19 protein-coding genes are annotated in these 25,505 nt (G+C 71.0%); 14 read left to right on the top strand and 5 right to left on the bottom strand.

From position 1 onward, the window contains the following. Positions 1-117: 117 nt before the first annotated feature. From nhaA to ACFYQA_RS11390, 3 genes are all read right to left on the bottom strand, one after another. Positions 118-1,554, bottom strand: coding sequence for a Na+/H+ antiporter NhaA (gene nhaA, locus ACFYQA_RS11400; protein ID WP_388914917.1), 1,437 nt, complete (start codon positions 1,552-1,554; stop codon positions 118-120). A gap of 299 nt (positions 1,555-1,853) precedes the next feature. Beyond that, complete coding sequence (gene acs, locus ACFYQA_RS11395; RefSeq protein ID WP_388914914.1) at positions 1,854-3,809, bottom strand: acetate--CoA ligase; 1,956 nt, start codon at positions 3,807-3,809, stop codon at positions 1,854-1,856. Positions 3,810-4,014: 205 nt separating this feature from the next. Then, positions 4,015-6,609 (bottom strand): bifunctional SulP family inorganic anion transporter/carbonic anhydrase, encoded by a 2,595-nt coding sequence (locus tag ACFYQA_RS11390; RefSeq protein ID WP_388914911.1) that lies wholly within the window; start codon positions 6,607-6,609, stop codon positions 4,015-4,017. A 306-nt stretch (positions 6,610-6,915) separates the two neighbouring features. Between ACFYQA_RS11390 and ACFYQA_RS11385 the strand changes: the two genes are divergently transcribed. Continuing rightward, positions 6,916-8,187, top strand: a complete 1,272-nt coding sequence (locus ACFYQA_RS11385; protein ID WP_388914908.1) for a hypothetical protein — start codon at positions 6,916-6,918, stop codon at positions 8,185-8,187. A gap of 94 nt (positions 8,188-8,281) precedes the next feature. After that, positions 8,282-9,145 carry an oxidoreductase gene (locus ACFYQA_RS11380; protein ID WP_386393392.1) on the top strand — a complete coding sequence of 288 codons (864 nt, stop codon included), beginning with the start codon at positions 8,282-8,284 and terminating at the stop codon, positions 9,143-9,145. Positions 9,146-9,594: 449 nt separating this feature from the next. On the opposite strand, the gene ACFYQA_RS11375 is transcribed toward ACFYQA_RS11380, so the two are convergent. Next, on the bottom strand, positions 9,595-10,440 hold the full coding sequence (locus tag ACFYQA_RS11375) for an HAD family hydrolase (protein ID WP_388914905.1): 846 nt from the start codon (positions 10,438-10,440) through the stop codon (positions 9,595-9,597). Positions 10,441-11,006: 566 nt separating this feature from the next. Between ACFYQA_RS11375 and ssd the strand changes: the two genes are divergently transcribed. The 7 genes from ssd to ACFYQA_RS11340 all read left to right on the top strand — a co-directional run bounded on the left by ssd (position 11,007) and on the right by ACFYQA_RS11340 (position 16,612). Beyond that, a complete protein-coding gene (ssd, locus tag ACFYQA_RS11370; RefSeq protein ID WP_386393397.1) occupies positions 11,007-12,113 on the top strand; it encodes a septum site-determining protein Ssd in 1,107 nt (368 codons plus the stop codon). A gap of 215 nt (positions 12,114-12,328) precedes the next feature. Then, the gene (locus tag ACFYQA_RS11365; RefSeq protein ID WP_388914902.1) at positions 12,329-13,531 is read left to right on the top strand and encodes a TadA family conjugal transfer-associated ATPase; all 1,203 of its coding nucleotides are present in this window, start codon (positions 12,329-12,331) and stop codon (positions 13,529-13,531) included. Positions 13,532-13,667: 136 nt separating this feature from the next. After that, the gene (locus ACFYQA_RS11360; protein WP_388915154.1) at positions 13,668-14,519 is read left to right on the top strand and encodes a type II secretion system F family protein; all 852 of its coding nucleotides are present in this window, start codon (positions 13,668-13,670) and stop codon (positions 14,517-14,519) included. Continuing rightward, positions 14,516-15,304 (top strand): type II secretion system F family protein, encoded by a 789-nt coding sequence (locus ACFYQA_RS11355; protein WP_388914899.1) that lies wholly within the window; start codon positions 14,516-14,518, stop codon positions 15,302-15,304. The genes ACFYQA_RS11360 and ACFYQA_RS11355 overlap by 4 nt, the downstream gene beginning before the upstream one ends. 93 nt (positions 15,305-15,397) lie before the next feature. Next, positions 15,398-15,607 carry a DUF4244 domain-containing protein gene (locus ACFYQA_RS11350; RefSeq protein WP_388914896.1) on the top strand — a complete coding sequence of 70 codons (210 nt, stop codon included), beginning with the start codon at positions 15,398-15,400 and terminating at the stop codon, positions 15,605-15,607. Then, positions 15,594-16,001 carry a TadE family type IV pilus minor pilin gene (locus ACFYQA_RS11345; RefSeq protein ID WP_388914893.1) on the top strand — a complete coding sequence of 136 codons (408 nt, stop codon included), beginning with the start codon at positions 15,594-15,596 and terminating at the stop codon, positions 15,999-16,001. The genes ACFYQA_RS11350 and ACFYQA_RS11345 overlap by 14 nt, the downstream gene beginning before the upstream one ends. Positions 16,002-16,129: 128 nt before the next feature. After that, positions 16,130-16,612 (top strand): Rv3654c family TadE-like protein, encoded by a 483-nt coding sequence (locus ACFYQA_RS11340; RefSeq protein ID WP_388914890.1) that lies wholly within the window; start codon positions 16,130-16,132, stop codon positions 16,610-16,612. Here the strand turns inward: ACFYQA_RS11340 and ACFYQA_RS11335 are convergent. Continuing rightward, positions 16,603-19,113, bottom strand: coding sequence for a DEAD/DEAH box helicase (locus ACFYQA_RS11335; RefSeq protein WP_388914887.1), 2,511 nt, complete (start codon positions 19,111-19,113; stop codon positions 16,603-16,605). The genes ACFYQA_RS11340 and ACFYQA_RS11335 overlap by 10 nt on opposite strands. Positions 19,114-19,192: 79 nt before the next feature. Between ACFYQA_RS11335 and bldG the strand changes: the two genes are divergently transcribed. The 5 genes from bldG to ACFYQA_RS11310 all read left to right on the top strand — a co-directional run bounded on the left by bldG (position 19,193) and on the right by ACFYQA_RS11310 (position 25,383). Further along, entirely contained in the window at positions 19,193-19,534 is a 342-nt protein-coding gene (gene bldG, locus ACFYQA_RS11330) for an anti-sigma factor antagonist BldG (RefSeq protein WP_003991900.1), read from the top strand. Between the two features lie 112 nt (positions 19,535-19,646). Next, positions 19,647-20,072, top strand: a complete 426-nt coding sequence (locus ACFYQA_RS11325) for an ATP-binding protein (protein ID WP_388914884.1) — start codon at positions 19,647-19,649, stop codon at positions 20,070-20,072. A gap of 491 nt (positions 20,073-20,563) precedes the next feature. Continuing rightward, positions 20,564-22,969 carry a sodium-translocating pyrophosphatase gene (locus tag ACFYQA_RS11320; protein ID WP_388914881.1) on the top strand — a complete coding sequence of 802 codons (2,406 nt, stop codon included), beginning with the start codon at positions 20,564-20,566 and terminating at the stop codon, positions 22,967-22,969. Positions 22,970-23,164: 195 nt separating this feature from the next. Further along, complete coding sequence (locus tag ACFYQA_RS11315; RefSeq protein WP_388914878.1) at positions 23,165-23,758, top strand: small secreted protein; 594 nt, start codon at positions 23,165-23,167, stop codon at positions 23,756-23,758. A 104-nt stretch (positions 23,759-23,862) separates the two neighbouring features. Continuing rightward, on the top strand, positions 23,863-25,383 hold the full coding sequence (locus ACFYQA_RS11310; protein WP_388914875.1) for a methyltransferase: 1,521 nt from the start codon (positions 23,863-23,865) through the stop codon (positions 25,381-25,383). The last annotated feature ends 122 nt before the right edge of the window (positions 25,384-25,505 follow it).

Here is a 25,505-nt window from a genome sequence, read left to right as displayed (position 1 = left end):
GCCCCATCACCTGCGTCGACCGCGTGTGTCCGGTTGTGTGTGTCCGGCAGGCTCCGACCGAATCCGACCGAATCCGACCGGCTCCGACTGTCCTGACCTTTGTACTGTTCCGTCAGATCATGCCGGATCGTCGTGGTCCTCGCCTGCCCCGTCCGGTACTTCGGCAAGCCCGTGGTGTCCCTCGGTCTTCTCCCGGGCGAGCCGGCGGTGCTCGGCGGCCTTGCGCTCGTGGATCTCCGCCATGCGCAGGTGGTACGCCGGATCGTCCTCCTCGTAGATGTCCGGGACGCCGCTGAGGTCGTCGTCGCGCTCCTCGGCCTCGGTCAGCTTGCGGTACTTGGCGTTCCGGACCTTCAGCAGCATGGCCGCGAGGACGGTGGCGATCAGCGATCCGACCAGCACGGAGGCCTTGACACTGTCCGCCATCGACGCGTCGTCCTTGAAGGCGAGTTCGCCGATGAGCAGGGAGACGGTGAAACCGATCCCGGCGAGTACCGCCACCGCCAGGATGTCCGCCCAGGCGAGGTCGTCGCTGAGCGACGCCCTGGTGAAACGCGTGGTCAACCACGTACCGCCGAAGATACCGACCGTCTTGCCGACGACCAGGCCGAGGACCACGCCGAGCGTCTCGGGCTGGGTGAACACGTCCGCGAGCGCGCCACCGGAGATCGCCACGCCCGCGCTGAACAGGGCGAACAGCGGGACCGCGAGGCCCGAGGAGAGGGGTCGGACGAGGTGCTCGACGCGCTCGCCGGGGGACTGCTCCTCACCCTCGCGGCGGTGGCAGCGCAGCATCAGGCCCATGGCGACACCGGCGATGGTGGCATGGATCCCGCTGTTGTACATCAGGCCCCAGACGACCAGGGCGAGCGGCACGTACACGTACCAGCCGTGTACGCCCTTGCGTAGCAGCAGCCAGAAAGCGGCCAGGCCCACCACGGCACCGGCGAGCGCGAGGAAATTGAGGTTGTCGGTGAAGAAGACCGCGATGATCAGGATCGCGAAGAGGTCGTCGACGACGGCGAGGGTCAGCAGGAAGGCGCGCAGCGCGCTCGGCAGCGAGGTGCCGATGACGGCGAGTACGGCGAGCGCGAAGGCGATGTCGGTGGCGGTGGGCACGGCCCAGCCGGCCAGTGAACCGCCGCCGATGCCGCTGGTGAGCGTGTAGACGAGGGCCGGTACGGCCATGCCGCACAGGGCGGCGATGACAGGGAGCGCGGCGGCCCGGGGATCGCGCAGATCACCGGCGACGAGTTCGCGTTTGAGCTCGACGCCGGCGACGAAGAAGAAGACCGCGAGCAGTCCGTCGGCGGCCCAGTGCGCGACGGACAGGTTCAGCCCGAGCGCCTCGGGCCCGAAGTGGAAGTCGCTGACACTCTCGTAGCTGTCCTGCAGGGCGGGCACGTTCGCCCAGATCAACGCGGTGATCGCGGCGACGAGCAGCAGCATGCCGCCGACGGTCTCGGTGCGCAGCGCGTCCGCGACGTAGGTCCGCTCGGGCAGGGAGAGGCGGCCGAAGGCCTTGCGCGGGCTGGGGGTGCGGGGGGAGGTCACGGGTGGTCCTCTGGTCGTCGGGCAGCACGAATCGTGTGCCGACCAGACTTCCCGGCGCTCCATGAGACAACTGTGGGGGGACGGCCTGCTGTGGCCATCCTTCGTGGTCACTGTAGCCAACGTGCTCCGGCACCGCACGAAGGGCCTTCGGTGACGGAGATCACAGAGGCACCCGGCGTACGTGCGACGCCGGGTGCCTCCGCGACCCGTGGGCGGGCCGTGACCGGCGGGCCCGAGGGGAGAAACCAAGAACCCTCCTCGGGTTGGTTCTCAGATCGGTTCTCGGGCCGGTCCTCGGGTCAGTCCTCGCTGGACGACTGAGGAAGCTTCGCCTGGATCAGATTCATCACTGTGGCGTCGGTCAGCGTGGTGACGTCTCCCAGTTCACGGTTCTCCGCGACATCCCGCAGCAGACGGCGCATGATCTTGCCGGAACGGGTCTTCGGCAGCTCGTTCACCGGCAGGATCCGCTTGGGCTTGGCGATCGGTCCCAGCGCGGAACTCACATGGTTGCGCAGCTCGGCGACCAGTTCCTCGGTCTCCGCGGCCGTACCGCGCAGGATCACGAAGGCGACGATGGACTGCCCGGTCGTCTCGTCCGCCGCGCCGACCACGGCCGCCTCGGCGACCGACGGGTGGGAGACGAGCGCCGACTCCACCTCGGTGGTGGAGATGTTGTGCCCGGAGACCAGCATCACGTCGTCGACCCGGCCGAGCAGCCAGATGTCGCCGTCGTCGTCCTTCTTGGCACCGTCACCCGCGAAGTACTTGCCCTCGAAGCGGGACCAGTACGTGTCGAGGAACCGCTGGTCGTCGCCCCAGATGGTGCGGAGCATCGACGGCCACGGCTCGGTGATGACCAGATAGCCCCCGCCGCCGTGCGATACCTCGTTGGCCTCGTCGTCGACGACGGTCGCGGCGATGCCGGGCAGCGGGGTCTGGGCGGAGCCCGGCTTGGCGGCGGTCACGCCGGGCAACGGCGAGATCATGATCCCGCCGGTCTCGGTCTGCCACCAGGTGTCCACCACGGGGGTGCGGTCCGCGCCGATGTTCTTGCGGTACCAGATCCAGGCCTCGGGGTTGATCGGCTCGCCGACGGAGCCGAGGACCCGCAGCGAGGACAGGTCGAACTTCGCGGGGATGTCGTCGCCCCACTTCATGAACGTCCGGATCGCGGTGGGCGCCGTGTAGAGGATCGTCACGCCGTACTTCTGCACGATCTCCCAGAAGCGGCCCTGGTGCGGGGTGTCGGGCGTGCCCTCGTACATGACCTGGGTCGCGCCGTTGGCGAGCGGCCCGTAGACGATGTACGAGTGTCCGGTGACCCAGCCGACGTCGGCCGTGCACCAGAACACGTCCGTCTCCGGCTTGAGGTCGAAGACCGACCAGTGGGTGTACGCCGTCTGGGTGAGGTAGCCGCCGGAGGTGTGCAGGATGCCCTTCGGCTTACCCGTGGTGCCGGAGGTGTAGAGGATGAACAACGGCTGCTCGGCCTCGAACGCCTCAGGGGTGTGCTCGGTGCTCTGGCCTCCCACCAGGTCGTGCCACCACACGTCGCGGCCCTCGGTCCAGGCGACGTCCTGGCCGGTGCGGCGGACGACGAGGACATGCTGCACGTTGTCGACGCGGCCGGCCGCCTCGTCCACGGCGGGCTTGAGCGCGGACGGCTTGCCGCGCCGGTAGCCGCCGTCGGCGGTGATGACGACCTTGGCGTCGGCGTCCTGGATACGGGTCGCGAGCGCGTCCGCCGAGAAGCCGCCGAAGACCACGGAGTGCGCGGCGCCGATGCGGGCGCAGGCCAGCATCGCGATCGCGGCCTCGGGGATCATGGGGAGGTAGACGGCGACCCTGTCGCCCTTCCGGACACCCAGCTCCAGCAGGGCGTTGGCGGCCTGAGAGACCTCGTCCTTGAGCTGGGCGTAGGTGATTGCGCGGCTGTCACCGGGCTCACCCTCGAAGTGGATGGCGACCCGGTCACCGTGCCCGGCCTCGACATGCCGGTCCACGCAGTTGTAGGCGACGTTGAGCTCGCCGTCCTTGAACCACTTGGCGAACGGTGGGTTCGACCAGTCGAGGGTCTCGGTGGGCTCCTTGGCCCAGGTCAGTCGGCGGGCCTGCTCGGCCCAGAAACCGAGCCTGTCAGCCTTGGCCTGTTCGTACGCCTCCGCGGTGACGTTGGCGTGGGCGGCCAGGTCGGCGGGGGGTGTGAACCTGCGTTCTTCCTTGAGCAGGTTGGCCAGGCTTTCGTTGCTCACGGCATCTGCCTTTCCCGGAGTGTCCGTTGTCTCCCAGGCCATAGCTCATCAGACCCAGGGGTGCGCTGACAAGGGGCGTCGGCAAAGTGGTTTAGACCTTTTGAGGTTGGCTCTGCTTCCGTGGCCAGGGGTCATCCCTACCCACGGACGCCGGTGGCGTGCGGTTCACCCTCGGCAATGCCTCGTATGCCCGGAGGGCGGATTTTCACAGCGCCAGGTTCTCGGCCCGTACCCGGTCGAACACCCGCTCCCCGGCGACCTCGGTGAGGAGGTACGCCTGCGCCTCCCCCACGTGGAAGTAGAGGCCATGGAGCGTCAGGAGCCCGTCCTTCAGGGCGCGGGCCACCGATTCGTGGGCGCGCAGGTGCTCCAGTTGCTGGATGACGTTGGCCAGGCAGAGCTCCTCGGCCGTGTCGGCCGGCGCCCGCCCGGCCAGTCGCACCCAGGGCCCGCTCCCGTTCTGCACGTGCTTCAGGCTCGGCAGCCCGTGCCGCAGCCACCGCCTCAGCGGTGTGCGGGCACTCGGGCCGCCGTCCGGCTGGGGGTCGAGCAACGTCTGCATCGCACCGCAGCCCGAATGCCCGCACACCGTGATGGACCGCACCGCCAGTACCTCCACGGCGTACTCGAGGGCGGCCGCCACCGAGTCGTCACCGCTCTCCTCGCCTGGCGGCGGCACGAGGTTGCCGACATTGCGGACCACGAACAGGTCGCCCGGACCACTGGAGGTGATCATCGAGGTGACCAGTCGCGAGTCGGCGCAGGTGAGGAACAGCTGCGTCGGCCGCTGTCCCTCGCGCGCCAGCCGTGCCAGCTCACCACGTACCCAAGGAGCGGTGCTCCGCTGGAACGTACTGAGCCCACGCACCAGGTCGGCCCCGGTCCGGGACGCCCCCGGCCCACCGGCACCCGACACGCTCCCGGTGCGGGAGACAGGCCCCGCGCCCGCGCCCGTGCCCGCGCCTGTTCCCGTGCCCGTGCCCGACGGGTCGTCCCCTGTGCCGGGCCAGGTCGGCCACCCGCCGTGACCGCCCTGTCTTTCTTCTGCGTCGTGGAGGTCGCCGGTGTCACGGCTCTCGTGGTCGCTTCGGCCGTTCACCGGTGCGGAGAGCGGGGGCTCGCACTGGTGGTTGCGCCAGGCGGTCCAGGGCCGACAGCGGCACCCGGCGCCGGGCGGCACGCCGGTCCCGCCGGTCCCGCCGGTCCCGTCCGCCGCGGGAGAAGAGGTGAGGACCGCGGGTTCGGCGATCCGAACGCCGACTCCGGGCCGGCGGCCGGTGATCTCCACCGCTCCGCCCCGGGCGGTGTGCGCGTTCTGCCAGTCCTGCAGCGCCTCGTACGCCGCGTGGTCCATGAACGAGCCGTCCAATGCCACGACACCGGTGGCCCCCTGGGGCACGAGATGCAGGGTCCGGCTGAGTCCCGGTACTGCGAGGAACGTCAACTGTCCTCGTACATGTACGTGATGGATTCCTTCCTTCTCCTCATGCGTGATCCGGGTACGGGTGAGGCGGTGCAGGGCCACGCCCACGGCGACGGCGATCCCCAGGGCGACGCCCTCCAGGACCCCCGCGAACACCACACCGACGGCGGTCACGGCGTAGACCGGGGCTTCCCGGTGGCGGGTCACCGTACGGATGTGGTGCAGGGAGACCATCTGGATGCCGACGGCCATCACCAGGGCGGCGAGTGAGGCCAGCGGGATGAGCTCCAGGACCGGAACCATCAGCAGCGCGGCGACCACTACGAGAACGCCGTGCAGCATCGTGGAGTTCCGGCTCACGGCACCGGCGCGCACATTCGCGGAACTGCGCACGGCGACCCCTGCCACGGGCAGGCCGCCGAGGCAGCCGGAGGCGATGTTCGCGGTGCCCTGGCCGAGCAGTTCGCGGTCCAGGCCGGAGCGGGGGACATGGTCCGGACCGGGGCGGCGGGACACCAGCTTGTCCACGGCGACCGCGCCCAGCAGCGACTGCACGCTGCACACCAGCGTGGTGGTGAGCACGGCGGCGACGAGCCCGAGCACAGGCCCCTCGGGGAGCCCGGCGAGTGCGTGGCTGCGCCAGGACGGCAGGTCCACCTCGGCCAGGAGGAGACCGGTGGCCGCGGCCGCCACAGTGGCCCCGGTGACGGCGACGAGTGGAGCGGGGACCATGCGCAGAACGCGGCCGGCCCGTCCGGGCAGCTTCGGCCACAGCAGGAGCAGGGTGAGGGTGAGCACGCTCACCGCGACGGCCGCGGGGTCCACGTTCGCCAACTGGGCGGGCAGTGCGCGGAGGTTGTCGGGGACGGAACTCTGCGGGGTACCGCCGAGGACGATGTGCACCTGGGCGACGGCGATCGTGACGCCGATGCCGGCGAGCATCCCGTGCACGATCGCCGGGCTGACGGCGAGTGCGCCGCGGGCCACCCGCAGGCAGCCCAGGCCGATCTGGGCGAGCCCGGCGAGGACGGTGATGGCGCAGGTCGTCCGCCACCCGTACTGCTGGATGAGGTCGGCGGTGACGACGGTGAGCCCGGCGGCCGGACCGCTGACCTGGAGCGGGCAGCCGCCGAGCCGTCCGGCGACGACCCCGCCCACGGCGGCGGCGACCAGGCCGGCCTGGAGCGGAGCGCCGGTGGCGAGGGCGATGCCGAGAGACAGGGGCAGGGCGATGAGGAAGACCGCGACGGCGGCCGACAGATCCGCCCCCGCGATGCGCGGGAGGCGGCGGGGCCGGTCCGGCGGCGGACTGTGGGGCGGGTGGGCACGCTCGGGCCGGTTCGGGTCGGCGGTACGGGTGGGAACGCAGGCTGGCATGCTTCCCGTCTCCTCGGCAGGGTCAAGAGCGGGCGGGACCGGTCAACGGTGATGAGGCGCCTTGATGACGAGGGGATCCCAACTGTCAGTAAACGAATCGTAATTCAGAGTAAAGGGCAGGCATAGACTTTCCCGGCAAATGGTGTAGTCAATCATCTTCGCGGGTGAAGCAGGCATTTCATCGGCTTGTCGTATTAATTCCTTCTCGGCCCCATGCGACTTTGGCGGCGTTGCCGGTGCGGACCGGCACAGCACCAGACATCCCCCGCCAGGGTTGGCCCGAGAGAAGGAAGAAGGTGGGCGGACATGGCCGCCACCCGAAGGATCGCCGTGGGCACCGTGATCACCGCGGTCTGTGCCGCCTCGCTCGCCGGCTGCGGAACCGGCACCGACGGCTCAGGCAAGGAATTGCCCGGCCTCGAGAAGGCGAAGCCGGCGCCGGCGCCGGAACGTGCGGTCCGGCTGATCGGTGACGGCTCCACCGCGTACACCGGGGCGCAGCCGCACCTGGCAGAGCCCGAGCGGCTGAAGCCGGGTGAGAAGCCCCCGCAGTTCGTCGTCTTCTCGTGGGACGGCGCGGGTGAGGACAGCCAGAAGCTCTTCTCGCACTTCCGCAAGGTCGCCAAGGAGAACGACGCGACCATGACGTACTTCCTGAGCGGCGTCTACATGCTCCCGGAGGAGAAGCGTGACCTGTACCGCCCGCCGCAGCACTCACCGGGCCGTTCCGACATCGGCTTCAACGACGCGGAGGGCATCGCCGCCACCGTGAAGCAGCTGCGCCTCGCGTGGCTGGAGGGCAACGAGATCGGCACCCACTTCAACGGCCACTTCTGTGGCGCCGACGGCGGGGTCGGCGAGTGGTCGGTGGCGGACTGGAAGGACGAGATCGCCCAGGCCAAGCGGTTCGTGAAGGCCTGGAAGACACACACCGGAATGAAGGACGAGGCCCCGCTGCCCTTCGACTACGACAAGGAGCTCATCGGCGCCCGCACCCCTTGCCTGGAGGGCCAGGAGAACTTCACGAAGGCCGCGAGCGAGCTGGGCTTCCGCTACGACACCAGTGGTGTCAACAACCAGGTGTGGCCGAAGAAGAAACAGGGCCTGTGGGATCTGTCGCTGCAACTGGTCCCGTTCTCCGGGCACTCCTTCGAGCAGCTCACCATGGACTACAACTTCATGGTCAACCAGTCCGGCACCACCACCCAGGGCGATCCCGCGAAGCACGAACTGTGGGGCGACCAGATGCGGGACGGCCTGCTCGCCGGCTTCCAGCGGGCCTATGACGGCAACCGGGCACCCCTGATCATCGGCAACCACTTCGAGTCCTGGAACGGCGGCACCTACATGCGCGCCGTCGAGGAGACGGTCGAGGCGGTGTGCACCAAGCCCGACGTCCGCTGTGTCTCCTTCCGGCAGCTCGCGGACTGGCTGGACGCCCAGGACCCGCAGGCCCTGGAGAAGCTGCGCACCCTGAATGTGGGTGAGAGCCCGAAGCGGGGCTGGGAGTCCTTCTTGTCCGCCGACCCCGCTCCGGCCCCCAAGGGAGTACCGGGGGCGCCCGCGACGAAGGGGTGAGTGATGGCCTTCGGCGCGGCTTCGGCCGGCGGCCCGGCGTGAAGAAGACCACTCCGTCGCGGGGCGGGGGCCCAGGGTGCGTAATGTCGTACTCATGAGTACGACAGGAGCGACCGCCGATCCTCCCCCGAGCTCTCGGAAGAGCTCGAACGGGGGAGACCCCCTTGCGGCCCTGGGCTCGCTGCCCGGTGTGGCCGACTCCGTGGAATCCGTGCGCAAGGCCGTGGACCGGGTCTACGGACACCGGGTCATGCGACGGCGCAGCAACGAGATCACCTCCGAGGCGGCGCTGCGCGGCGCCCGCGGCTCGGCAGCGCTGTCCGGCGCGGACTGGGCGCTGGAGGAGGTGCGCAGGCGCAGCGACTTCGGCACCGACGACGAGGCACGCACGATGGGCGCCGCGCTGCGGCTGTCGGCCGAGGCGGGCCAGTTGCTGACCATCTGGCGGCAGTCGCCTCTGAGGGTGCTCGCCCGGCTGCATCTGGTGGCGGCGGCCGACCGCGCCGACCAGGTCGGGCGGCCCCGCAAGGAGGGTGAGCCGGTCGACGAGCCCTTGATCGGCCTCCCGCTGCCCGGCGCGGCGGAAGCGCACGGCCGGCTGGAGGGCCTGGCCGAGTTGATCATCGGGGGTGGTTCCGCCCCGGCGCTGATCACGGCCGCCGTCGTGCACGGCGAGCTGCTGGCGCTGCGCCCCTTCACCTCCTGCAACGGCCTTCTCGCGCGTACGGCCGAGCGCATCGTGCTGGTCGGCAGCGGGCTGGACCCGAAGTCGGTCTGCCCGGCCGAGGTCGGCCACGCCGAGCTGGGCCGCGAGGCCTACCTGACGGCTCTGGAAGGCTACGTCTCCGGCACTCCCGAAGGCTTGGCAGGCTGGATCGCTCATTGTGGACGGGCGGTCGAGCTGGGGGCGCGTGAATCCATGGCGGTGTGCGAGGCGCTGCAGCGAGGGGCGGCGTAATACGCGCGTGAGGTCGGCCTGTGCGTCGAGCGAAGGCGTGAAAGCGGTAAGGCGGTAGAGGGACGTTTGCGCCGGCGGTTGTGCAGAGATGCGGCGGTACGAATTCTCGTACCGCCGCTGGCATGTCCACCTGGTTACCAAGCGTCCTCGATATATGCCCATCAGGCCGGGAACTTTGCCCGTTCCTGGTGCGGCTGGCCCGTAATCGACGGGTCGACGTCGCGTGGGTGCCCTGTGGCCATGCTCGGTCCGTGGGGCCAAATGCGTTGTGAAGGTGATCCTCTCGGATGTCCTTGGTCTCGCGGGCCGTTGAGTCCTTTGTACTCCAGGTTCCAAGCAAGCGGAAGTGGGGAACTCGCTTCTTTACTTTTGGGTTCAAAGGGTCGCCAATCGGGCGCCGGTGTGCTGGGTGGAAACCGGCCAGGTCGGCGTGTCTTCGCGGTGGCCGGTCAGGCCACCGTCGCGCGGCGTCGGCTGGCGTACCAGACCAGGCCCGCGGTGGCCGCGGCGGCTCCTACGGCGGCAGCCGCCACCAGGGCCGGGCGGGGCGGGACGGAGAGTGCGGGGAGACGCTGCTTGAGCCGGACGGGTCGGTGGAAGTCCAGGATCGGCCACTCGCGCGCGACGGCTTCGCGGCGCAGTGTCCGGTCCGGGTTCACGGCGTGAGGGTGGCCCACGGACTCCAGCATCGGCAGATCGGTCATCGAGTCGCTGTAGGCGTAGCAGCGGGCGAGGTCGTAGCCCTCCGACTCGGCCAGCTCCCTGATCGCCTCGGCCTTCGTCGGTCCGTACGCGTAGTACTCCACCTCTCCGGTGAAGCACCCGTCGTCGCCCACGACCATGCGGGTGGCGACGACCCGGTCCGCGCCCAGCAGCTCGCCGATCGGCTCGACCACCTCGGCTCCCGAGGTGGACACGATCACCACGTCCCGGCCGGCGGTGTGGTGCTGCTCGATGAGGGTGGCGGCCTCGTCGTAGATGATCGGGTCGATCAGGTCGTGCAGGGTCTCGGCGACGATCTCCTTGACCTGTTGAACGTTCCAGCCTCGGCACAGTGCGGACAGGTACTTGCGCATCCGCTCCATCTGGTCGTGGTCGGCACCGCCGGCCAGGAAGACAAACTGGGCATATGCGGTACGCAAGACTGCCCTGCGGTTGATCAGGCCGCCTTGGTAGAACGACTTGCTGAACGTGAGCGTGCTCGACTTCGCAATGACCGTCTTGTCCAGATCGAAGAAGGCGGCTGCGCGGGGCAGTGAGTGGTTTTCCACGCCCCGAGCATAGGTGCAGTCCATTCGGCGTAAGGTGTGGCGCGTGGGTTTGCCTGAGAGGGCTCTCGGGTACACCATGGAAGTCACGGATCGTTCGCGACCGTGCTAACCCGGTCCGGCTCCTCCCCCCCCGAGTCGGCCGTGGAGACGACCCCCGCTCTCCCCCCCGGCGGGGGTCGTCGCATGTCCAGGTGGGGTTTTCCTTCTTCTCGGCGCGGTCGAGGCATCACTTGCAGGCCGAGCCTCGGTTGCTTTGTCATGCCCCTGATTGGTCACCCTGTGTAGCCGTAAGGGTGCTCTGTGGGATTTGCGCGCGAGCTGCTCGGGGCTCACCGGTATGGGTGACGGCGATATTCACAAGCGTCGACCTGTCCACAGTTTTTGACCGAGATCCACACGATTTTCCGGATCGCTGCACCGTGATTCCAACGCGTCCCGCTCGCGGCGAGTTCACCGCTCGTTCCGTTTGTCGAGTCGCGTACGGCCCGGTTTCTGTCGGCCGTTCATATCGAGGCGGCTTGCCGGTTCTCACACGTTTGGGAATCGCGGGGCCGCAGAGGCATCGCGAGATGCAGAGAAGGGGGAAGGAAATGGCAGGAACCGTCACACACGATCCGCCGCCCGCAGCCGGAGGAGACAGGCAGGGCGGACCGCTGATCGTCACCGAGGACGCCGGGCTTCTCGACGACCTGCTGCGCCTGTGCGCGGCGGCCGGTGCCACCCCGGAAGTCCATCACGGGGTACCGGAGCAGCGGGGCAGCTGGGAAGCCGCACCACTCGTCCTCGTCGGTGACGACGCCGCGCGGCGTGTGCGCGGTGCCGCGCGGCGGCGCGGAGTGGTGCTGGTCGGCCGCGACCAGGACGACCCCGGGGTCTGGCGCCGGGCCGTCGAGATCGGCGCCGACCATGTGCTGATGCTGCCCGACGGTGAGCAGTGGCTGGTCGACCGCATCGCCGATGTGGCCGAGGGCGTCGGCCGGCCGGCCCTGACCGTCGGTGTCCTCGGTGGCCGGGGTGGGGCCGGCGCTTCCACGCTCGCGTGCGCGCTCGCCGTCACTTCGGCGCGTGAAGGGCTGCGCACTCTCCTGGTGGACGCGGATCCGCTGGGTGGCGGACTCGACGTGGTCCTCGGCGGCGAAACGGCGGAAGGGCTGCGCTGGCCCGCTTTCGCCGCCTCACGGGGGCGGGTCGGCGGCGGAGCCCTGGAGGAGTCGCTGCCCGAACTGCACTCCCTGCGAGTGCTCAGCTGGGACCGCGGCGACTGCGTCACCGTACCGCCGCAGGCCGTACGCGCCGTGCTCGCCGCGGCCCGGCGCGGGGGCGGCACGGTCGTGGTCGACCTGCCGCGGCGTGTCGACAGCGGGGTCGCCGAGATCCTCGCGCAACTCGACCTCGGACTCCTGGTGGTCCCCGCCGAGCTACGGGCCGTCGCAGCGGCCGGACGCGTCGCTTCCGCCGTCGGCATGGTTCTGCGCGACCTGCGGGTGGCGGTGCGCGGGCCGTACGCACCGGGTCTAGACGACCGTGAGGTGGCCAGGCTGCTCGGACTGCCCCTCGTCGGCGACGTGCCCGTCGAGCCCGGTCTTCAGCACCCGCCGGGTTCGGGGCGGCCGCCCGGGGCGTCCGGCCGGAGCCCGTTGGCCCGCTTCTGCAAGGAGTTCTGGGAGCGGGCGCTGGTGGAGGCGAGGGCCGCGTGAACGTCAGAGGGCGTCAGAGGCCGGAGGGGCCGCACGGGATGCCGGCAGGCGGCTGGGAGAGCACGGTGCCGGTGGAGCCGCGGGGGGTGCCGGCGGGGTTCGGGGGCATGGCTCCGGTGGGTGTCGGAGGTGTCGGGGGTGGCGGTGTGGCTGCTGCGGGCTCCCGGAGCGCAGTGGCGGCGGGGCACGGGGCCGGGGCGCCGGTGACGGGAGGGATGTCCGGTACGCCGCAGAGCGCGCCGGGGGACGGACCCCACATGCCTGCCGGACTGCTTGACGGGGTACGGCGGTGGCTCGCGGAGAGCGGGTCCGAACCGACACCCGCGCGGGTGGCGCAGGCCCTGCGGGAGCAGGGGCGGGTACTCGGCGCCGCCGAGGTGCTGGGCACCGCGGAACAGTTGCGGTCCGAACTGATCGGCAGCGGCCCGCTGGACCCGCTCCTCGCCGACCGGTCGGTCACCGACGTGCTCGTGTCGGCGCCCGACCGGGTCTGGGTGGACCGGGGCGGTGGACTGGAGCTGACGGGCGTCTCCTTCCCGGACGCACTGGCCGTACGCAGGCTCGCCCAGCGGCTCGCCGCCGTGGCAGGTCGGCGTCTGGACGACGCCCGGCCCTGGGTCGACGCGCGGCTGGCCGACGGGACGCGGCTGCACGCCGTGCTGCCCCCGGTGGCCGTCGGCTGCACCTGCCTGTCGTTGCGCGTGGTACGGCCCCGCGCCTTCACCCTGGACGAACTGACGGCGGCGGGCACGGTGCCGCCGGGCGGCGAGCGGATCCTGCGCGCGCTGCTCGGCGCGCGACTGTCCTTCCTGGTCAGCGGCGGCACCGGGACCGGCAAGACGACCTTGCTCAGCGCATTGCTGGGGCTGGTCGGTCCGGACGAGCGGATCGTCCTCGCCGAGGACTCGGCCGAACTGCGGCCCGACCATCCGCACGTCGTACGCCTGGAGACCCGGCCCGCGAACCAGGAGGGTGCCGGACTCGTCACGCTCGAGGACCTGGTGCGCCAGGCGCTGCGGATGCGGCCGGACCTGCTGGTCGTGGGTGAGGTGCGCGGCCCTGAGGTGGTCCATCTGCTGGCAGCCCTCAACACCGGACACGAAGGCGCCGGGACCGTTCATGCCAATGCCGCCGCGGATGTGCCCGCCCGGCTGGAAGCGCTCGGCACGGCGGCCGGGCTCGACCGTTTCGGGCTGCACAGCCAATTGGCGGCCGCCCTGTCCGTGGTGCTGCACCTCGTCCGTGACCGGGCCGGACGACGGCGGATCGCCGAGGTGCACGTGCTGGAACGGGACCCGTCGGGGCTGGTGCGGACGGTGCCCGCGCTGCGCTGGGGACCCGACGCGTTCGTCCCCGAGCGGGGGTGGGAGCGGCTGCGGGCACTGCTCCGGAACACCGGCGACGGCGGCGGACTGTGAGGGGGCGGCTCGTGGAAGGTCGGCTCGCGAAAGAGCGGCCTTTGGGCGGTCGGTCCATGAACGAGGGGCCGTCGAACCGGTGGAACCGGCAGATGCTGAGAGAGGACCGAGGGTGAACGTGACTGCCGGAATGTCGATGGGGACGGCCACGGTGTGCCTCGGGGTCGCCGCCTGGCTGCTGGGCGGCCGGCGGGCCGGAGCCCGGCGGGCACGGTTGCTGCTGGCCGGTGGCGGACCGGTCGGGAGCGGGCCGCCGGGATGGCCCAGGGTGATCCGAGCGTGGGGGCGCATCCGGGGGCGGCTGAGGGCCGAATGGTGGGCCCTGGCCGCCGGGACGGTACTGGCGCTGCTGGGCACATCGGTGCTGCCGCTCGTCGCGGGCGCGGTGGGGGTGCCGCTGCTGCGGCGGGTGCGGCTGGCCGCTGGGGAGCGCCGGGTCCGTGAGCGCAGGAACGACGCGGTGATCGCGCTGTGCGGGGCCCTCGCCGGGGAGGTGCGAGCGGGGCGGCAGCCGGGTGAGGCGCTGTCACCGGCCGCGCGTGACTCCGGCGGGCTCGGCGATGCCCAGGCGACGGTGCTGGCGGCCGCACGCTTCGGCGGGGATGTCCCGGACGGGCTCGCGGTGGCGGCGCGGCAGCCGGGCGCCGAAGGGCTTCGCGGGCTCGCAGCGTGCTGGCGGGTCGCCGTGGACCAGGGTGCGGGACTCGCGGCCGGACTCGACCGGCTGGAAGCGGCGCTGCGTGCCGAACGGGACCAGCGTGCCGACCTGCGCGCCCAGTTGGCCGGCGCCCGCGCCACCGCGGTGATGCTCGCGGGGCTCCCCGTCCTGGGGCTGGGGCTCGGCGCGGCCCTCGGGGCCGACCCCCTGCACATCCTCCTGCACACCCCGTCGGGGCTCGGCTGCCTCGTGGCCGGCGGGGTCCTGGAGGGCCTGGGGCTGTGGTGGGTGCTGCGGATCATGCGGGGTGCCGAGGAGGCGCCGACATGAGCGGCGACGTTTTCCACGGGCTGGGGGTTGTCGTGGGGGCGGCGACGGCACTCGGCTGGGCGGCCTGGTGGCTGCGCCACGCGCGGTGCGAGCGCCGGCTGCGACGACGGCTGGCCGGGACGCTGGCCGTGGAGCAGGCGGCAGTCCGGCCACGCCTCACGGTGCCGGGAGGCGCGCGCGGGTGGCTGCCCCTGGTGGGAGCGGTCTGCGCGGGCTGGGCGCTGGTGGGCGGTCTCGCCGGAGTGCTGGTGGGGCTGGCCGGAGCCGTCGGACTGTGGCGGTGGCGCCTGCGGCAGACGGCGTCCGGGGCGCACGAGCGGGAACGTGCCGCGGCCCGTGCGGCGCGACAACTCCCTCTTGCCGCCGATCTGCTGGCCGCCTGCATCGCGGCCGGCGCCGGGCCCGTGCCCGCCGCGCAGGCGGTCGGCGAGGCCCTGGGCGGGCCGGTCGGGGACGCGTTGGCCAGAGGCGCGGCGGAGGTGCGGCTCGGTGGGGAGCCGGGCGCGGCCTGGCGCCGACTGGCCACCGTGCCGGGAGCCGCGGCCCTGGCCCGGTTGCTGGAACGGGCCGACGTGTCCGGGCTCCCCCTGGCCGCGCCCGTCGCGCGGCTCGCCGCGGAGTCCCGCGCGCGGTGGGCCCGCGCGGCGACGGCACGAGCACGGCGGGCCGCCGTCATGGTCACCGCGCCGGTGGGTCTGTGCTTCCTGCCCGCCTTCGTCGCGGTCGGCGTGCTGCCCGTGGTGATCGGACTCGCCGGCGGGGTGCTGGGAGGAGGTGGTCGATGACGGGAGGGAACCGAAAACGGCGGCAGGACAAACGGGCAAACGGACAGACAGTCGAGTGGTGTTTCAACAGAACCTTTCCATGAGGGGGTCGAGATGTATCAGGTGATGCGGGCGCGGCTGCGTGCCCTGGTGTGCAGGATGCGCGCGGCACGGAAGGACACCGGAATGGTCACTTCCGAGTACGCCATGGGCATCGTGGCGGCGGTGGCGTTCGCCGTTGTGCTCTACAAGGTGGTCACGAGCGGCCCGGTCGCCGCGGCGCTGACGAAGATCGTGGAGCAGGCGCTCGATGGCCGGATGTGAACGGCGCTCGGACCGCGGCTTCGTGACAGCGGAGTCGGCAATGGTGCTGCCCGTGCTGGTGATGTTCGCGATGGCGCTGGTGTGGGGGCTGTTGGTAGTGGCGGCGCAGATCCGGTGCGTGGATGCGGCTCGCACCGGGGCCCGCGCGGCGGCCCGGCAGGATTCTCCCGGTGCCGTCGTCGAGGTGGCCCGCCGGGCGGCGCCGTCCGGCGCGGAGGTCACCGTGCGCCGGGAGGCGACGCAGGTTCGTGTGGTCGTCGTGGCCAGGCCCCCGTTGCTGCACGGGCTGCCCTTCGAGGTACGGGAGGAGGCGGTGGCGGCCGTGGAGGGAACGGTGGCGGCCGTGGAGGAGACGGCGGCGGCCGTGGAGGAGACGGCGGGGGCGGACACGTGAAGCACGGGATCCGCGACCGGCGGCGACGGCAGAGCGGCCGGGTTCGCGGCCGAGGGCATGGGCGTGGGCGTGGGGCCGGTTCGCCGGACCGGGGGCCCGAGCGCCATGCCGGCGGGAAGTGCGGCGGGATGCGCACAAGGCAGGCCGGGCAGGAGGCCGGGCCGGGGCGTGGCCTCCGCCGGGACAGCAGCCGGCACCGGGACAGCAGCCGGCACCCGTCCCGGTGCCCAGACCGGCATCGGTACTCCGGGCAAGGCCCCGACCGGGGCTCCGCGACCGTCTGGAGTGTCGGGGCCATCGCCGTGCTGTGCGTCGTCTTCGGCGTCGTCCTCACCCTGGGGCAGGCCGTCGTGGTCCGGCATCGGGCGGCCGGCGGTGCGGACCTCGCCGCGCTGGCGGCGGCGGACCGGTGGATGGACGGTACGGCGGAGGCCTGCGCGCGGGCCGGCCGGGTGGCCGGGGCGCAGGGTACGCGCCTGGTGCGGTGCACGGTCGAGGGCGAGGTCTCGGACGTGTCGGTGGCCGCGGGACGAGGACCGTTCGAGGCGGAGGTCAGGGCGCGGGCGGGGCCGGCCGGTCCGGTGGCGGCCACCGCTGCCGCTCACCCCTGACCGGCCTCCGCCGCCATGCCGTCCGTCCGGTCCGCCTCCGTCACGCTCTCCTTCGCCGGTGCACCCGCCAGCAGCACCGTGAGGAGCCGTACCGCACCTCGCTTGTGCAGCGGTTCGTTGCCGTTTCCGCACTTGGGGGACTGGACGCAGGACGGGCAGCCGGCCTCGCACTCGCAGGAGGCGATGGCCTGCCGGGTGGCGGTGAGCCAGTCGCCGGCGGTGTGGAAGGCGCGCTCCGCGAAGCCGGCCCCGCCCGGATGACCGTCGTAGACGAAGACGGTGGGCAGCAAGGTGTCGGGGTGCAGGGGCACGGAGACCCCGCCGATGTCCCAGCGGTCGCAGGTCGCGAAGAGGGGCAGCATGCCGATCGACGCGTGCTCGGCGGCGTGCAGGGCACCGCCGAGGATCTCCGGGTTGATCCGGGCCCGGTCCAGCTGGTCCTCGGTGACCGTCCACCACACCGCGCGGGTGCGCAGCGTACGGGGCGGCAGGTCGAGTTTCGTCTCGCCCAGTACCTCGCCGGTGATGACACGTCGACGCAGGAAGGAGACCACTTGGTTGGTGACCTCGACGGAGCCGTAGCACAGGCGGCCGTCACCCCACGGGATCTCGGTGTCCGTCTCCAGTACGGAGATCGACGTCGTGTCGCGGGCGACCGTCGTGTAGGCCGGGGCGGCCTCTTCGACCAGGGCGACGGAATCCTCCAGGTCGAGGGAGCGGACGAGATACGTGCGGCCCTGGTGCAGATGGACCGCGCCCTCGTGGACGGTCGTGTGCGCGGCGCCGGCGTCCACCGTGCCGAGCAGCCGTCCCGTACCGTCCTCGACGATCTGGACGGGACGGCCGCCCTCCCCGCGGATGTCGGTCAGGTCGGCGGCCCGTTCCCGGCGGGTCCAGTGCCAGGCCCTGGTCCGGCGGCGGAGCAGCTTCGCGGCTTCCAGCTGCGGCAGGAGCTCCTCGGCGGCCGGCCCGAACAGCTCCAGGTCCTCGTCCGTCAGCGGCAGTTCCTCGGCCGCCGCGCACAGGTGTGGGGCGAGCACATAGGGGTTGTCGGGGTCGAGGACGGTGGATTCCACGGGCCGGTCGAACAGGGCCTCGGGGTGGTGGACGAGGAAGGTGTCCAGGGGATCGTCGCGGGCGACCATGATGGCGAGGGCGCCCTGCCCGGACCGTCCCGCACGGCCCGCCTGCTGCCACAGGGAGGCCCGGGTGCCCGGGTAGCCGGCGATCACCACGGCGTCCAGGCCGGAGACGTCCACACCGAGTTCCAGGGCGTTCGTCGCGGCGAGTCCGAGGAGTTCGCCGGAGTGCAGGGCACGTTCGAGGGCGCGGCGCTCCTCGGGGAGGTAGCCGCCCCGGTAGGCCGCCACCCGCCGGGCCAGCGAGCGGTCGACCTCGGCCAGGCGTTCCTGGGCGATCACCGAGATCAGTTCGGCGCCGCGCCGGGAACGTACGAAGGTGACCGAGCGAACGCCCTGCAGGGTGAGGTCGGTCAGCAGGTCGGCGGCCTCGGCGGTGGCGGTACGGCGGACGGGGGCGCCCTTCTCGCCGTGCAGTTCGGTCAGCGGAGGCTCCCAGAGGGCGAACACCAGTTCGCCGCGGGGTGAGGCGTCGTCGGCGACCTCGACCACCGGCAGGCCGGTGAGGCGGCGGGCGGCGACCGCGGGCTCGGCGGCGGTCGCCGAGGCGAGCAGGAACACGGGCGAGGCGCCGTAGCGGGCGCAGAGCCGGCGCAGTCGGCGCAGCACCTGGGCGACGTGCGAGCCGAAGACGCCCCGGTAGGTGTGGCACTCGTCGATGACGACGTACTTCAGCGACTTCAGGAAGGAGGACCAGCGGGCGTGGGACGGGAGGACGCCCCGATGCAGCATGTCCGGGTTGGTCAGGACGTAGTTGGCGTACTGGCGGATCCACTCGCGTTCCTCGAACGGAGTGTCGCCGTCGTGGACCGCCGCGCGCACCGAATGGCCCAGAGGTTGTGAAAGTTCCTTCACAGCGCGGCACTGGTCGGCCGCCAGGGCCTTCGTGGGGGCCAGGTAGAGGGCGGTCGCACCGCGGCCGTTCGGGGCTTCGGAGCCGTCCAGGAGCGCCGACAGGACCGGCGTGAGATACGCCAGGGACTTGCCGGAGGCGGTGCCGGTGGCGACCACGACCGATTCGCCGTCCAGGGCGTGCTCGGCGGCGCGTGCCTGGTGGGCCCATGGATGGTCGATGCCCGCGGCCTGCACGGCGGCGATCACCTCCGCCCGGATCCGGTCCGGCCAGACGGCATGACGACCCTCGCGCGGGGGCAAGTGCTCCGTATGAGTAATGCGCGAAGCCCTGCTCGGCCCGGCGGCGAGCCGGCCGAGGAGCGCCCCCGGCGAGGGCCGGGGAGCGCTGTCCGTCGGGGACCGATCGGGTCGGAGATTCTTGGCCATCGGCACCGAGTGTGTCACCGGCATGACGGACAATGGGGCCAAGGCGTCGTGCACGCCTGCCGGTAAGTGATTGAATGCCATCGCGGCTGGCGAACCGTCCCGGGGGCTGAGCCGAGATGCCCCAAGGGCGACCGCTCGATAGCTAGGTGCTGGAGGATCCGTGGACCTGTCCCTGTCGACCGAGACCATGGGCGATCGCACGATCGTCAGGGTCGGTGGCGAAATCGACGTATATACCGCGCCCAAGCTGCGCGAGCAGCTGGTCGAGCTGGTGAATGACGGCAGTTTCCACCTTGTCGTCGACATGGAGGGTGTGGATTTCCTCGATTCAACCGGACTCGGCGTGCTGGTCGGCGGCCTGAAGCGTGTGCGTGCCCATGAGGGCTCGTTGCGCCTGGTCTGCAACCAGGAGCGCATTCTCAAGATCTTCCGCATCACCGGCCTCACCAAGGTGTTCCCGATTCACACCTCGGTCGAGGAAGCGGTGGCGGCCACCGACTGATCACCGGTCCCGGGCGTCCGCGCCCGGGAGAGCAGTGAAGTACGAGGAGGACCGGGCTCTTCGACGGCCCGGTGCCTCCCCACAGCACGCCCGAAGTTCGCGAGGGGGATGCATGGCGACCGTTGAACTCCGCTTCAGCGCGCTGCCCGAGCATGTCAGGACCGCCCGACTGGTGGCGGCAGCGGTGGCGCGCAGGGCCGGAGTGGATGAGGCGGTCCTCGACGAGGTCCGGCTCGCCGTCGGTGAGGCGTGCACACGTGCCGTCGGACTGCACCAGAACGGCGGAATCTCGGCCCCTGTGAAGGTGCTGCTGATCGAGGAGGAGAAGCAGTTCTCCATCGAGGTCGGTGACGAGGCGCTCCACGCGACTCCCGGCGGGCACACGCCCGGGGGCACCGGGGCCGAGATCGAGGAGGACGAAATGGGCCTCGCGGTCATCAGCGGGCTCGTCGACGATGTCGAGGTCAGTGCCGGGGAGCACGGCGGATCGATCCGCATGAGGTGGTCAACCACGCCGCCGACCACCTTTCCCGTCTGACTCGGCTGACCGGACGTATCCGACTCACCCGGCTGCACCGGTCTCACCCGGCTGCACCCGAATCGCTCGCTTCACCCGAACAGCGACTCATGCCGAAGGGCCCCACCCGTGGGGCCCTTCGGCATGTGCGGGTGTCATCACCCGCACCTACAGTGGTCCCTGTGCCGGCCGTCCCCACCGAGCGGCTCCTGTGGGAGCAGTCCCGGCGCGAGCGGTTCGCGGTACCTTTCACCGCGTGAATCCATTCACGATCAGCCGGATGGTCAAGAGGTTTTTGTGCGATCACTGAAAGGATCATTGGCCTGATCAGGTGAATGATCCCGTCACATGCCTCAGGAGCATTACGGATTTCGGCTCCCGGACCGTCGGATGATCATTTTGTGAAGAGCATGTACTGCCATTTACATTTAACGCGCTCTGTTTTGATCAGGTTCCGGGTACCTACAATCCCGTCCACATCTTGAGCTCAGCCCAAGCGTCAAGGAGGACGAATGGCGGAGCTTTTCCTCTCACATCAGCCGGGCCAACCCATCTCTCTCGCGGCTGCCGTGCTGACCGACGACAACCGTCTGCTCGTGGTGGTCATCGGGGTCGTAGCACTGGCGGCGCTGGCCGTCGCGGGGGTCCTGGTGCGCCAGGTGCTCGCGGCCGGCGAGGGCACCGACAAAATGAAGGAGATCGCCGCGGCGGTCCAGGAGGGCGCGAACGCCTATCTGGCCCGTCAGCTGCGCACGCTCGGCGTATTCGCCGCCGTCGTGTTCTTCCTGCTTCTGCTGCTGCCCGCGGACGACTGGGATCAGCGTGCCGGACGATCGGTGTTCTTCTTGATCGGAGCGGCGTTCTCGGCGGCCACCGGGTATATCGGTATGTGGCTCGCCGTCCGCAGCAATGTGCGAGTCGCCGCGGCGGCCCGCGAGGCGACACCGGCTCCCGGAGAGCCGGAAAAGGATCTCACCGCCGTCTCGCACAAAGCGATGAAGATCGCTTTCCGTACGGGCGGCGTGGTCGGCATGTTCACCGTCGGACTCGGCCTGCTGGGTGCCGCCTGCGTGGTGCTCGTGTACGCGGCCGACGCGCCGAAGGTACTCGAGGGCTTCGGGCTCGGGGCCGCGCTGATCGCGATGTTCATGCGGGTGGGCGGTGGCATCTTCACCAAGGCCGCCGACGTCGGCGCCGACCTGGTCGGCAAGGTCGAGAAGGGCATTCCGGAGGACGATCCGCGCAACGCCGCGACCATCGCCGACAACGTGGGCGACAACGTCGGCGACTGCGCGGGCATGGCGGCAGACCTGTTCGAGTCGTACGCCGTGACGCTGGTGGCCGCGCTGATCCTGGGCTCGGCCGCATTCGGCGACGCCGGACTGGCCTTCCCGCTGCTCGTGCCCGCGATCGGTGTGCTCACCGCGATGGTCGGCATCTTCGCGGTGGCCCCCAGACGCGCCGACCGCAGTGGCATGAGCGCGATCAACCGCGGTTTCTTCATCTCCGCGGTGATCTCACTCGTCCTGGTCGCGATCGCCGTGTACAGCTATCTGCCGTCGTCGTACGCCGGCCTCGACGGTGTCACCGACGCGGCGATCCGGGGCAAGGACGGCGACCCGAGGATCCTCGCGCTCGTCGCGGTGGCCATCGGCATCGTGCTCGCCGCACTGATCCAGCAGCTCACCGGCTACTTCACCGAGACCACCCGGCGCCCCGTCAAGGACATCGGGAAGACCTCGCTCACCGGCCCGGCCACCGTCGTCCTCGCCGGGGTCTCCCTCGGGCTCGAATCGGCCGTCTACACCGCCCTGCTGATCGGTCTCGGCGTGTACGGGGCGTTCCTGCTCGGCGGTACGTCGATCATGCTGGCGCTGTTCGCGGTGGCGCTGGCCGGCACCGGCCTGCTCACCACGGTCGGTGTGATCGTCGCGATGGACACCTTCGGGCCGGTCTCCGACAACGCTCAGGGCATCGCCGAGATGTCCGGCGACGTCGAGGGCGCCGGCGCCCAGGTGCTCACCGACCTGGACGCCGTCGGCAACACCACCAAGGCCATCACCAAGGGCATCGCCATCGCCACGGCGGTGCTCGCGGCGGCGGCCCTGTTCGGCTCGTACCGTGACGCCATCACCACCGGAGCACGGGACGTGGGCGAACGGCTCAGCGGTGAGGGCGCGCCGTTGAGTCTGATGATGGACATCTCGCAACCCAACAACCTCGTCGGTCTCATCGCGGGCGCGGCGGTCGTCTTCCTCTTCTCGGGGCTGGCGATCAGCGCGGTGTCGCGGTCGGCGGGTGCGGTGGTCTTCGAGGTGCGGCGACAGTTCCGCGAGAAGCCCGGGATCATGGACTACAGCGAGAAGCCGGAGTACGGCAAGGTCGTCGACATCTGTACCAAGGACGCCCTGCGCGAACTCGCCACACCCGGTCTGCTGGCCGTGATGGCACCCATCTTCATCGGGTTCACGTTGGGTGTCGGACCGCTCGGCGCCTTCCTGGCGGGCGCGATCGGCTCGGGCACGCTCATGGCGGTGTTCCTCGCCAACTCAGGTGGCGCGTGGGACAACGCCAAGAAGCTCGTCGAGGACGGCCACCACGGCGGCAAGGGCAGTGAGGCCCACGAGGCGACCATCATCGGCGACACCGTCGGCGACCCCTTCAAGGACACCGCGGGGCCGGCCATCAACCCGCTGCTGAAGGTGATGAACCTGGTGGCGCTGCTCATCGCGCCCGCGGTCATCCAGTTCTCCTACGGCGCGGACAAGAACGTCGGCGTGCGGGCGCTGATCGCGGTTCTCGCCCTGTCGGTGATCGTCGGCTCCGTGTACGTGTCCAAACGGCGCGGGATCGCCATGGGTGACGAAGGTGATGCCGAACCGGATTCCACATCGGCCGATCCGGCGGTGGTTTCGTAGGACCGGCCATCGAGGCCGGATCAAGGTGCGGGCGGGCGGCGCGTGTTGACGACGCGTCGCCCGCCCGCACTGTGCGATGTGCGCCCCCGTGGTGAGCCTTCTCTCGCTGGTGCAAATGGCTTCAAAAGTGATCTTAGTGGACGTTCGGCGAGGAGGTGTCGCGCACCTGGCGTGTATGTTCCGGGGCCGGGAGCCATGGAAGGGGCCGATCCGGTGAACAAGAAGCTCGCGGCCGCGCTGTCCGGCGGTGCGGTACTGGTACTGGCGCTGACGGGATGCGGCAGCAGTGACGACAACAACGAGAAGCTGAACTCCTGGGCGGACCAGGTCTGCGGCGCGGTGCAGCCGCAGGCGAAGAGGATCCAGGCCGCCAATGCCGCGATCCAGAAGGAGACCTCGGACAACAGCACCCCGGAAGAGGTCCAGAAGACCGACTCGAAAGCCTTCCAGGACATGTCCGACGCCTACAAGGCGATCGGTGCGGCCGTGACCAAGGCGGGGGCGCCGGACGTCGAGAACGGCGAGAAGAAGCAGACGGACGCGGTCAAGGAGCTCAACAGCATCGCCGCGTCGTACGCCTCTCTGAAGAAGCAGGTCGACGGGCTCGACACGGGCGACCAGGCGAAGTTCGCCGACGGCCTGAAGGACATCGCCACCGAGCTGGACAAACTCAGCAAGAGCGGCAACGACGCCCTCAAGACGTTGGAGGAGGGCGAGGTCGGCGAGGCGATGGCCCGGCAGGCCAGTTGCAAGACGGCCACCGGTTCGGCGCAGGCCACGACGGGCTGACGGCGCGACAGCGCACAGCCGCCCCCACCCCGCGGCCCCTGGGACCGCCACCGCCGCGGTGGTCACGACACGCGCGGGGTGCGGGCGGCGGCCACAATGGGGGTGTGAGTAACCCCGGCCTGCCGCCCCTGCCCTCGTCCGACCGTCCCGACACCGCCGCCCGCCTCCGGGACGCGCTGCTCGGGGCCTCCTTCACCGCCGACGGACTGCTCGAGCTGCTCGGCGCCCCCGCGTACGCGGCGCTGGCCCGCAGCGAGACCGTGCCCGCCTTCCGGGCCACGCGCGGGGACACCCCGCTGGAAAAGCTCGTACGCCTGTTCCTGTTGCAGCAACCCGTGCCGCACGCGCGCGTGGTGGATGTGCTGCCCGTCGACGCCTGTCTGGAGGACGGGTGGCTGACGCGCGCCGGCGAGGACGACGTCGTCGCGACCGTGGACGTACGACCGTACGGCGGGCCCGCGGACGAGGACTGGTTCATCGTGTCCGACCTCGGGTGCGCGGTCGGCGGTGCGGGCGGCATCGGCAGTGCGCACGAGGGCGTCGTCCTCGGCGTCGGCGGCGCGTCCACGACCCTGGCCGGCATCACCGTCCGCACGCCCGTCGCCTCCGCGCTGGACCTCGGTACCGGTTCCGGCATCCAGGCGCTGCACGCCACTCGGCACGCCACGCGCGTGACGGCCACCGACGTCAACCCGCGCGCGCTGCACATCACCGCGCTCACCCTGGCCCTCTCCGGGGTCCCGGCCGCCGATCTGCGGGAGGGGTCGCTGTTCGAGCCCGTCCGCGCGGACGAGAAGTACGACCTGATCGTGTCCAATCCGCCCTTCGTGATCTCGCCGGGCGCGCGGCTCACCTACCGCGACGGCGGAATGGGCGGGGACGATCTGTGCCGCACGCTCGTTCAGGAGGCGGGGGAACGGCTCGGCGACGGCGGGTTCGCGCAGTTCCTCGCCAACTGGCAGCACGTCGAAGGGGAGGACTGGCAGGACAGGCTCAGGTCGTGGGTGCCTCGTGGGTGCGACGCCTGGATCGTGCAGCGTGAGGTGCAGGACGTCACTCAGTACACCGAGCTGTGGCTGCGGGACGCCGGAGACCACCGCGGTGACACGGCCGAGTACCGGGCACGGTACGACGCCTGGCTGGACGAGTTCGAGGCGCGCGGCGTGAAGGCGGTCGGCTTCGGCTGGATCACGCTGCGCAGGACGGGTGCCGACCGGCCGTCGGTCACGGTGGAGGAATGGCCGCATCCGGTCGAGCAGCCGCTCGGGGACACGGTGCGGGCCCACTTCGAGCGGCTCGGCCACCTCCGTGCGCACGACGACGCCGCGCTGCTCGAAGCGCGCTTCAAGCTGGCCGCCGAGGTGGTGCAGGAGCAGGTCGGGCTGCCCGGCGCGGAGGACCCGGAGCATGTGGTGCTGCGCCAGAACCGCGGCATGCGCCGGGCCACCCGGGTGGACACCATCGGTGCCGGTTTCGCGGGTGTGAGCGACGGCACGATGAGCGCGGGCCGCATCCTCGACGCCATCGCCCAGCTGCTCGGCGAGGACCCGGTCCTGCTGCGCGACCGCACACCGGCCCAGATCCGGCTGCTCGTGGAGCAGGGCTTCCTGGAGCCGGTGAAGTGACGGGGCGGGCCTGCCGGCCCTGAGATCCGCGGAGGAACACGAGTCCTGAGGCCGGTGGGGCGCCTGGGCCCTGAAGGCCGGCAGGGGCGCGTGAGTCCTGGGGGGCGGCGGAGCGTGTGGGT

The sequence above is a fragment of the Streptomyces sp. NPDC005774 genome, assembly GCF_042871645.1.
GTDB classification, from domain to species: Bacteria; Actinomycetota; Actinomycetes; order Streptomycetales; family Streptomycetaceae; genus Streptomyces; species Streptomyces pratens.
This window is presented reverse-complemented; position numbering and strand designations above follow the sequence as displayed.

What these genes read in the sequence shown, in the direction of transcription:
- ACFYQA_RS11335 (WP_388914887.1), bottom strand. Translation starts at nt 19,113, where the DNA reads ATGGCATTCAATCACTTACCGGCAGGCGTGCACGACGCCTTGGCCCCA.
- ACFYQA_RS11360 (WP_388915154.1), top strand. Translation starts at nt 13,668, where the DNA reads ATGGGGACGGCCACGGTGTGCCTCGGGGTCGCCGCCTGGCTGCTGGGC.
- ACFYQA_RS11375 (WP_388914905.1), bottom strand. Translation starts at nt 10,440, where the DNA reads ATGGACTGCACCTATGCTCGGGGCGTGGAAAACCACTCACTGCCCCGC.
- ACFYQA_RS11350 (WP_388914896.1), top strand. Translation starts at nt 15,398, where the DNA reads ATGTATCAGGTGATGCGGGCGCGGCTGCGTGCCCTGGTGTGCAGGATG.
- ACFYQA_RS11380 (WP_386393392.1), top strand. Translation starts at nt 8,282, where the DNA reads ATGAGTACGACAGGAGCGACCGCCGATCCTCCCCCGAGCTCTCGGAAG.
- ssd (WP_386393397.1), top strand. Translation starts at nt 11,007, where the DNA reads ATGGCAGGAACCGTCACACACGATCCGCCGCCCGCAGCCGGAGGAGAC.
- ACFYQA_RS11355 (WP_388914899.1), top strand. Translation starts at nt 14,516, where the DNA reads ATGAGCGGCGACGTTTTCCACGGGCTGGGGGTTGTCGTGGGGGCGGCG.
- ACFYQA_RS11390 (WP_388914911.1), bottom strand. Translation starts at nt 6,609, where the DNA reads ATGCCAGCCTGCGTTCCCACCCGTACCGCCGACCCGAACCGGCCCGAG.
- ACFYQA_RS11365 (WP_388914902.1), top strand. Translation starts at nt 12,329, where the DNA reads ATGTCCGGTACGCCGCAGAGCGCGCCGGGGGACGGACCCCACATGCCT.
- ACFYQA_RS11385 (WP_388914908.1), top strand. Translation starts at nt 6,916, where the DNA reads ATGGCCGCCACCCGAAGGATCGCCGTGGGCACCGTGATCACCGCGGTC.
- ACFYQA_RS11340 (WP_388914890.1), top strand. Translation starts at nt 16,130, where the DNA reads ATGCGCACAAGGCAGGCCGGGCAGGAGGCCGGGCCGGGGCGTGGCCTC.
- ACFYQA_RS11325 (WP_388914884.1), top strand. Translation starts at nt 19,647, where the DNA reads ATGGCGACCGTTGAACTCCGCTTCAGCGCGCTGCCCGAGCATGTCAGG.
- ACFYQA_RS11345 (WP_388914893.1), top strand. Translation starts at nt 15,594, where the DNA reads ATGGCCGGATGTGAACGGCGCTCGGACCGCGGCTTCGTGACAGCGGAG.
- ACFYQA_RS11315 (WP_388914878.1), top strand. Translation starts at nt 23,165, where the DNA reads ATGGAAGGGGCCGATCCGGTGAACAAGAAGCTCGCGGCCGCGCTGTCC.
- ACFYQA_RS11320 (WP_388914881.1), top strand. Translation starts at nt 20,564, where the DNA reads ATGGCGGAGCTTTTCCTCTCACATCAGCCGGGCCAACCCATCTCTCTC.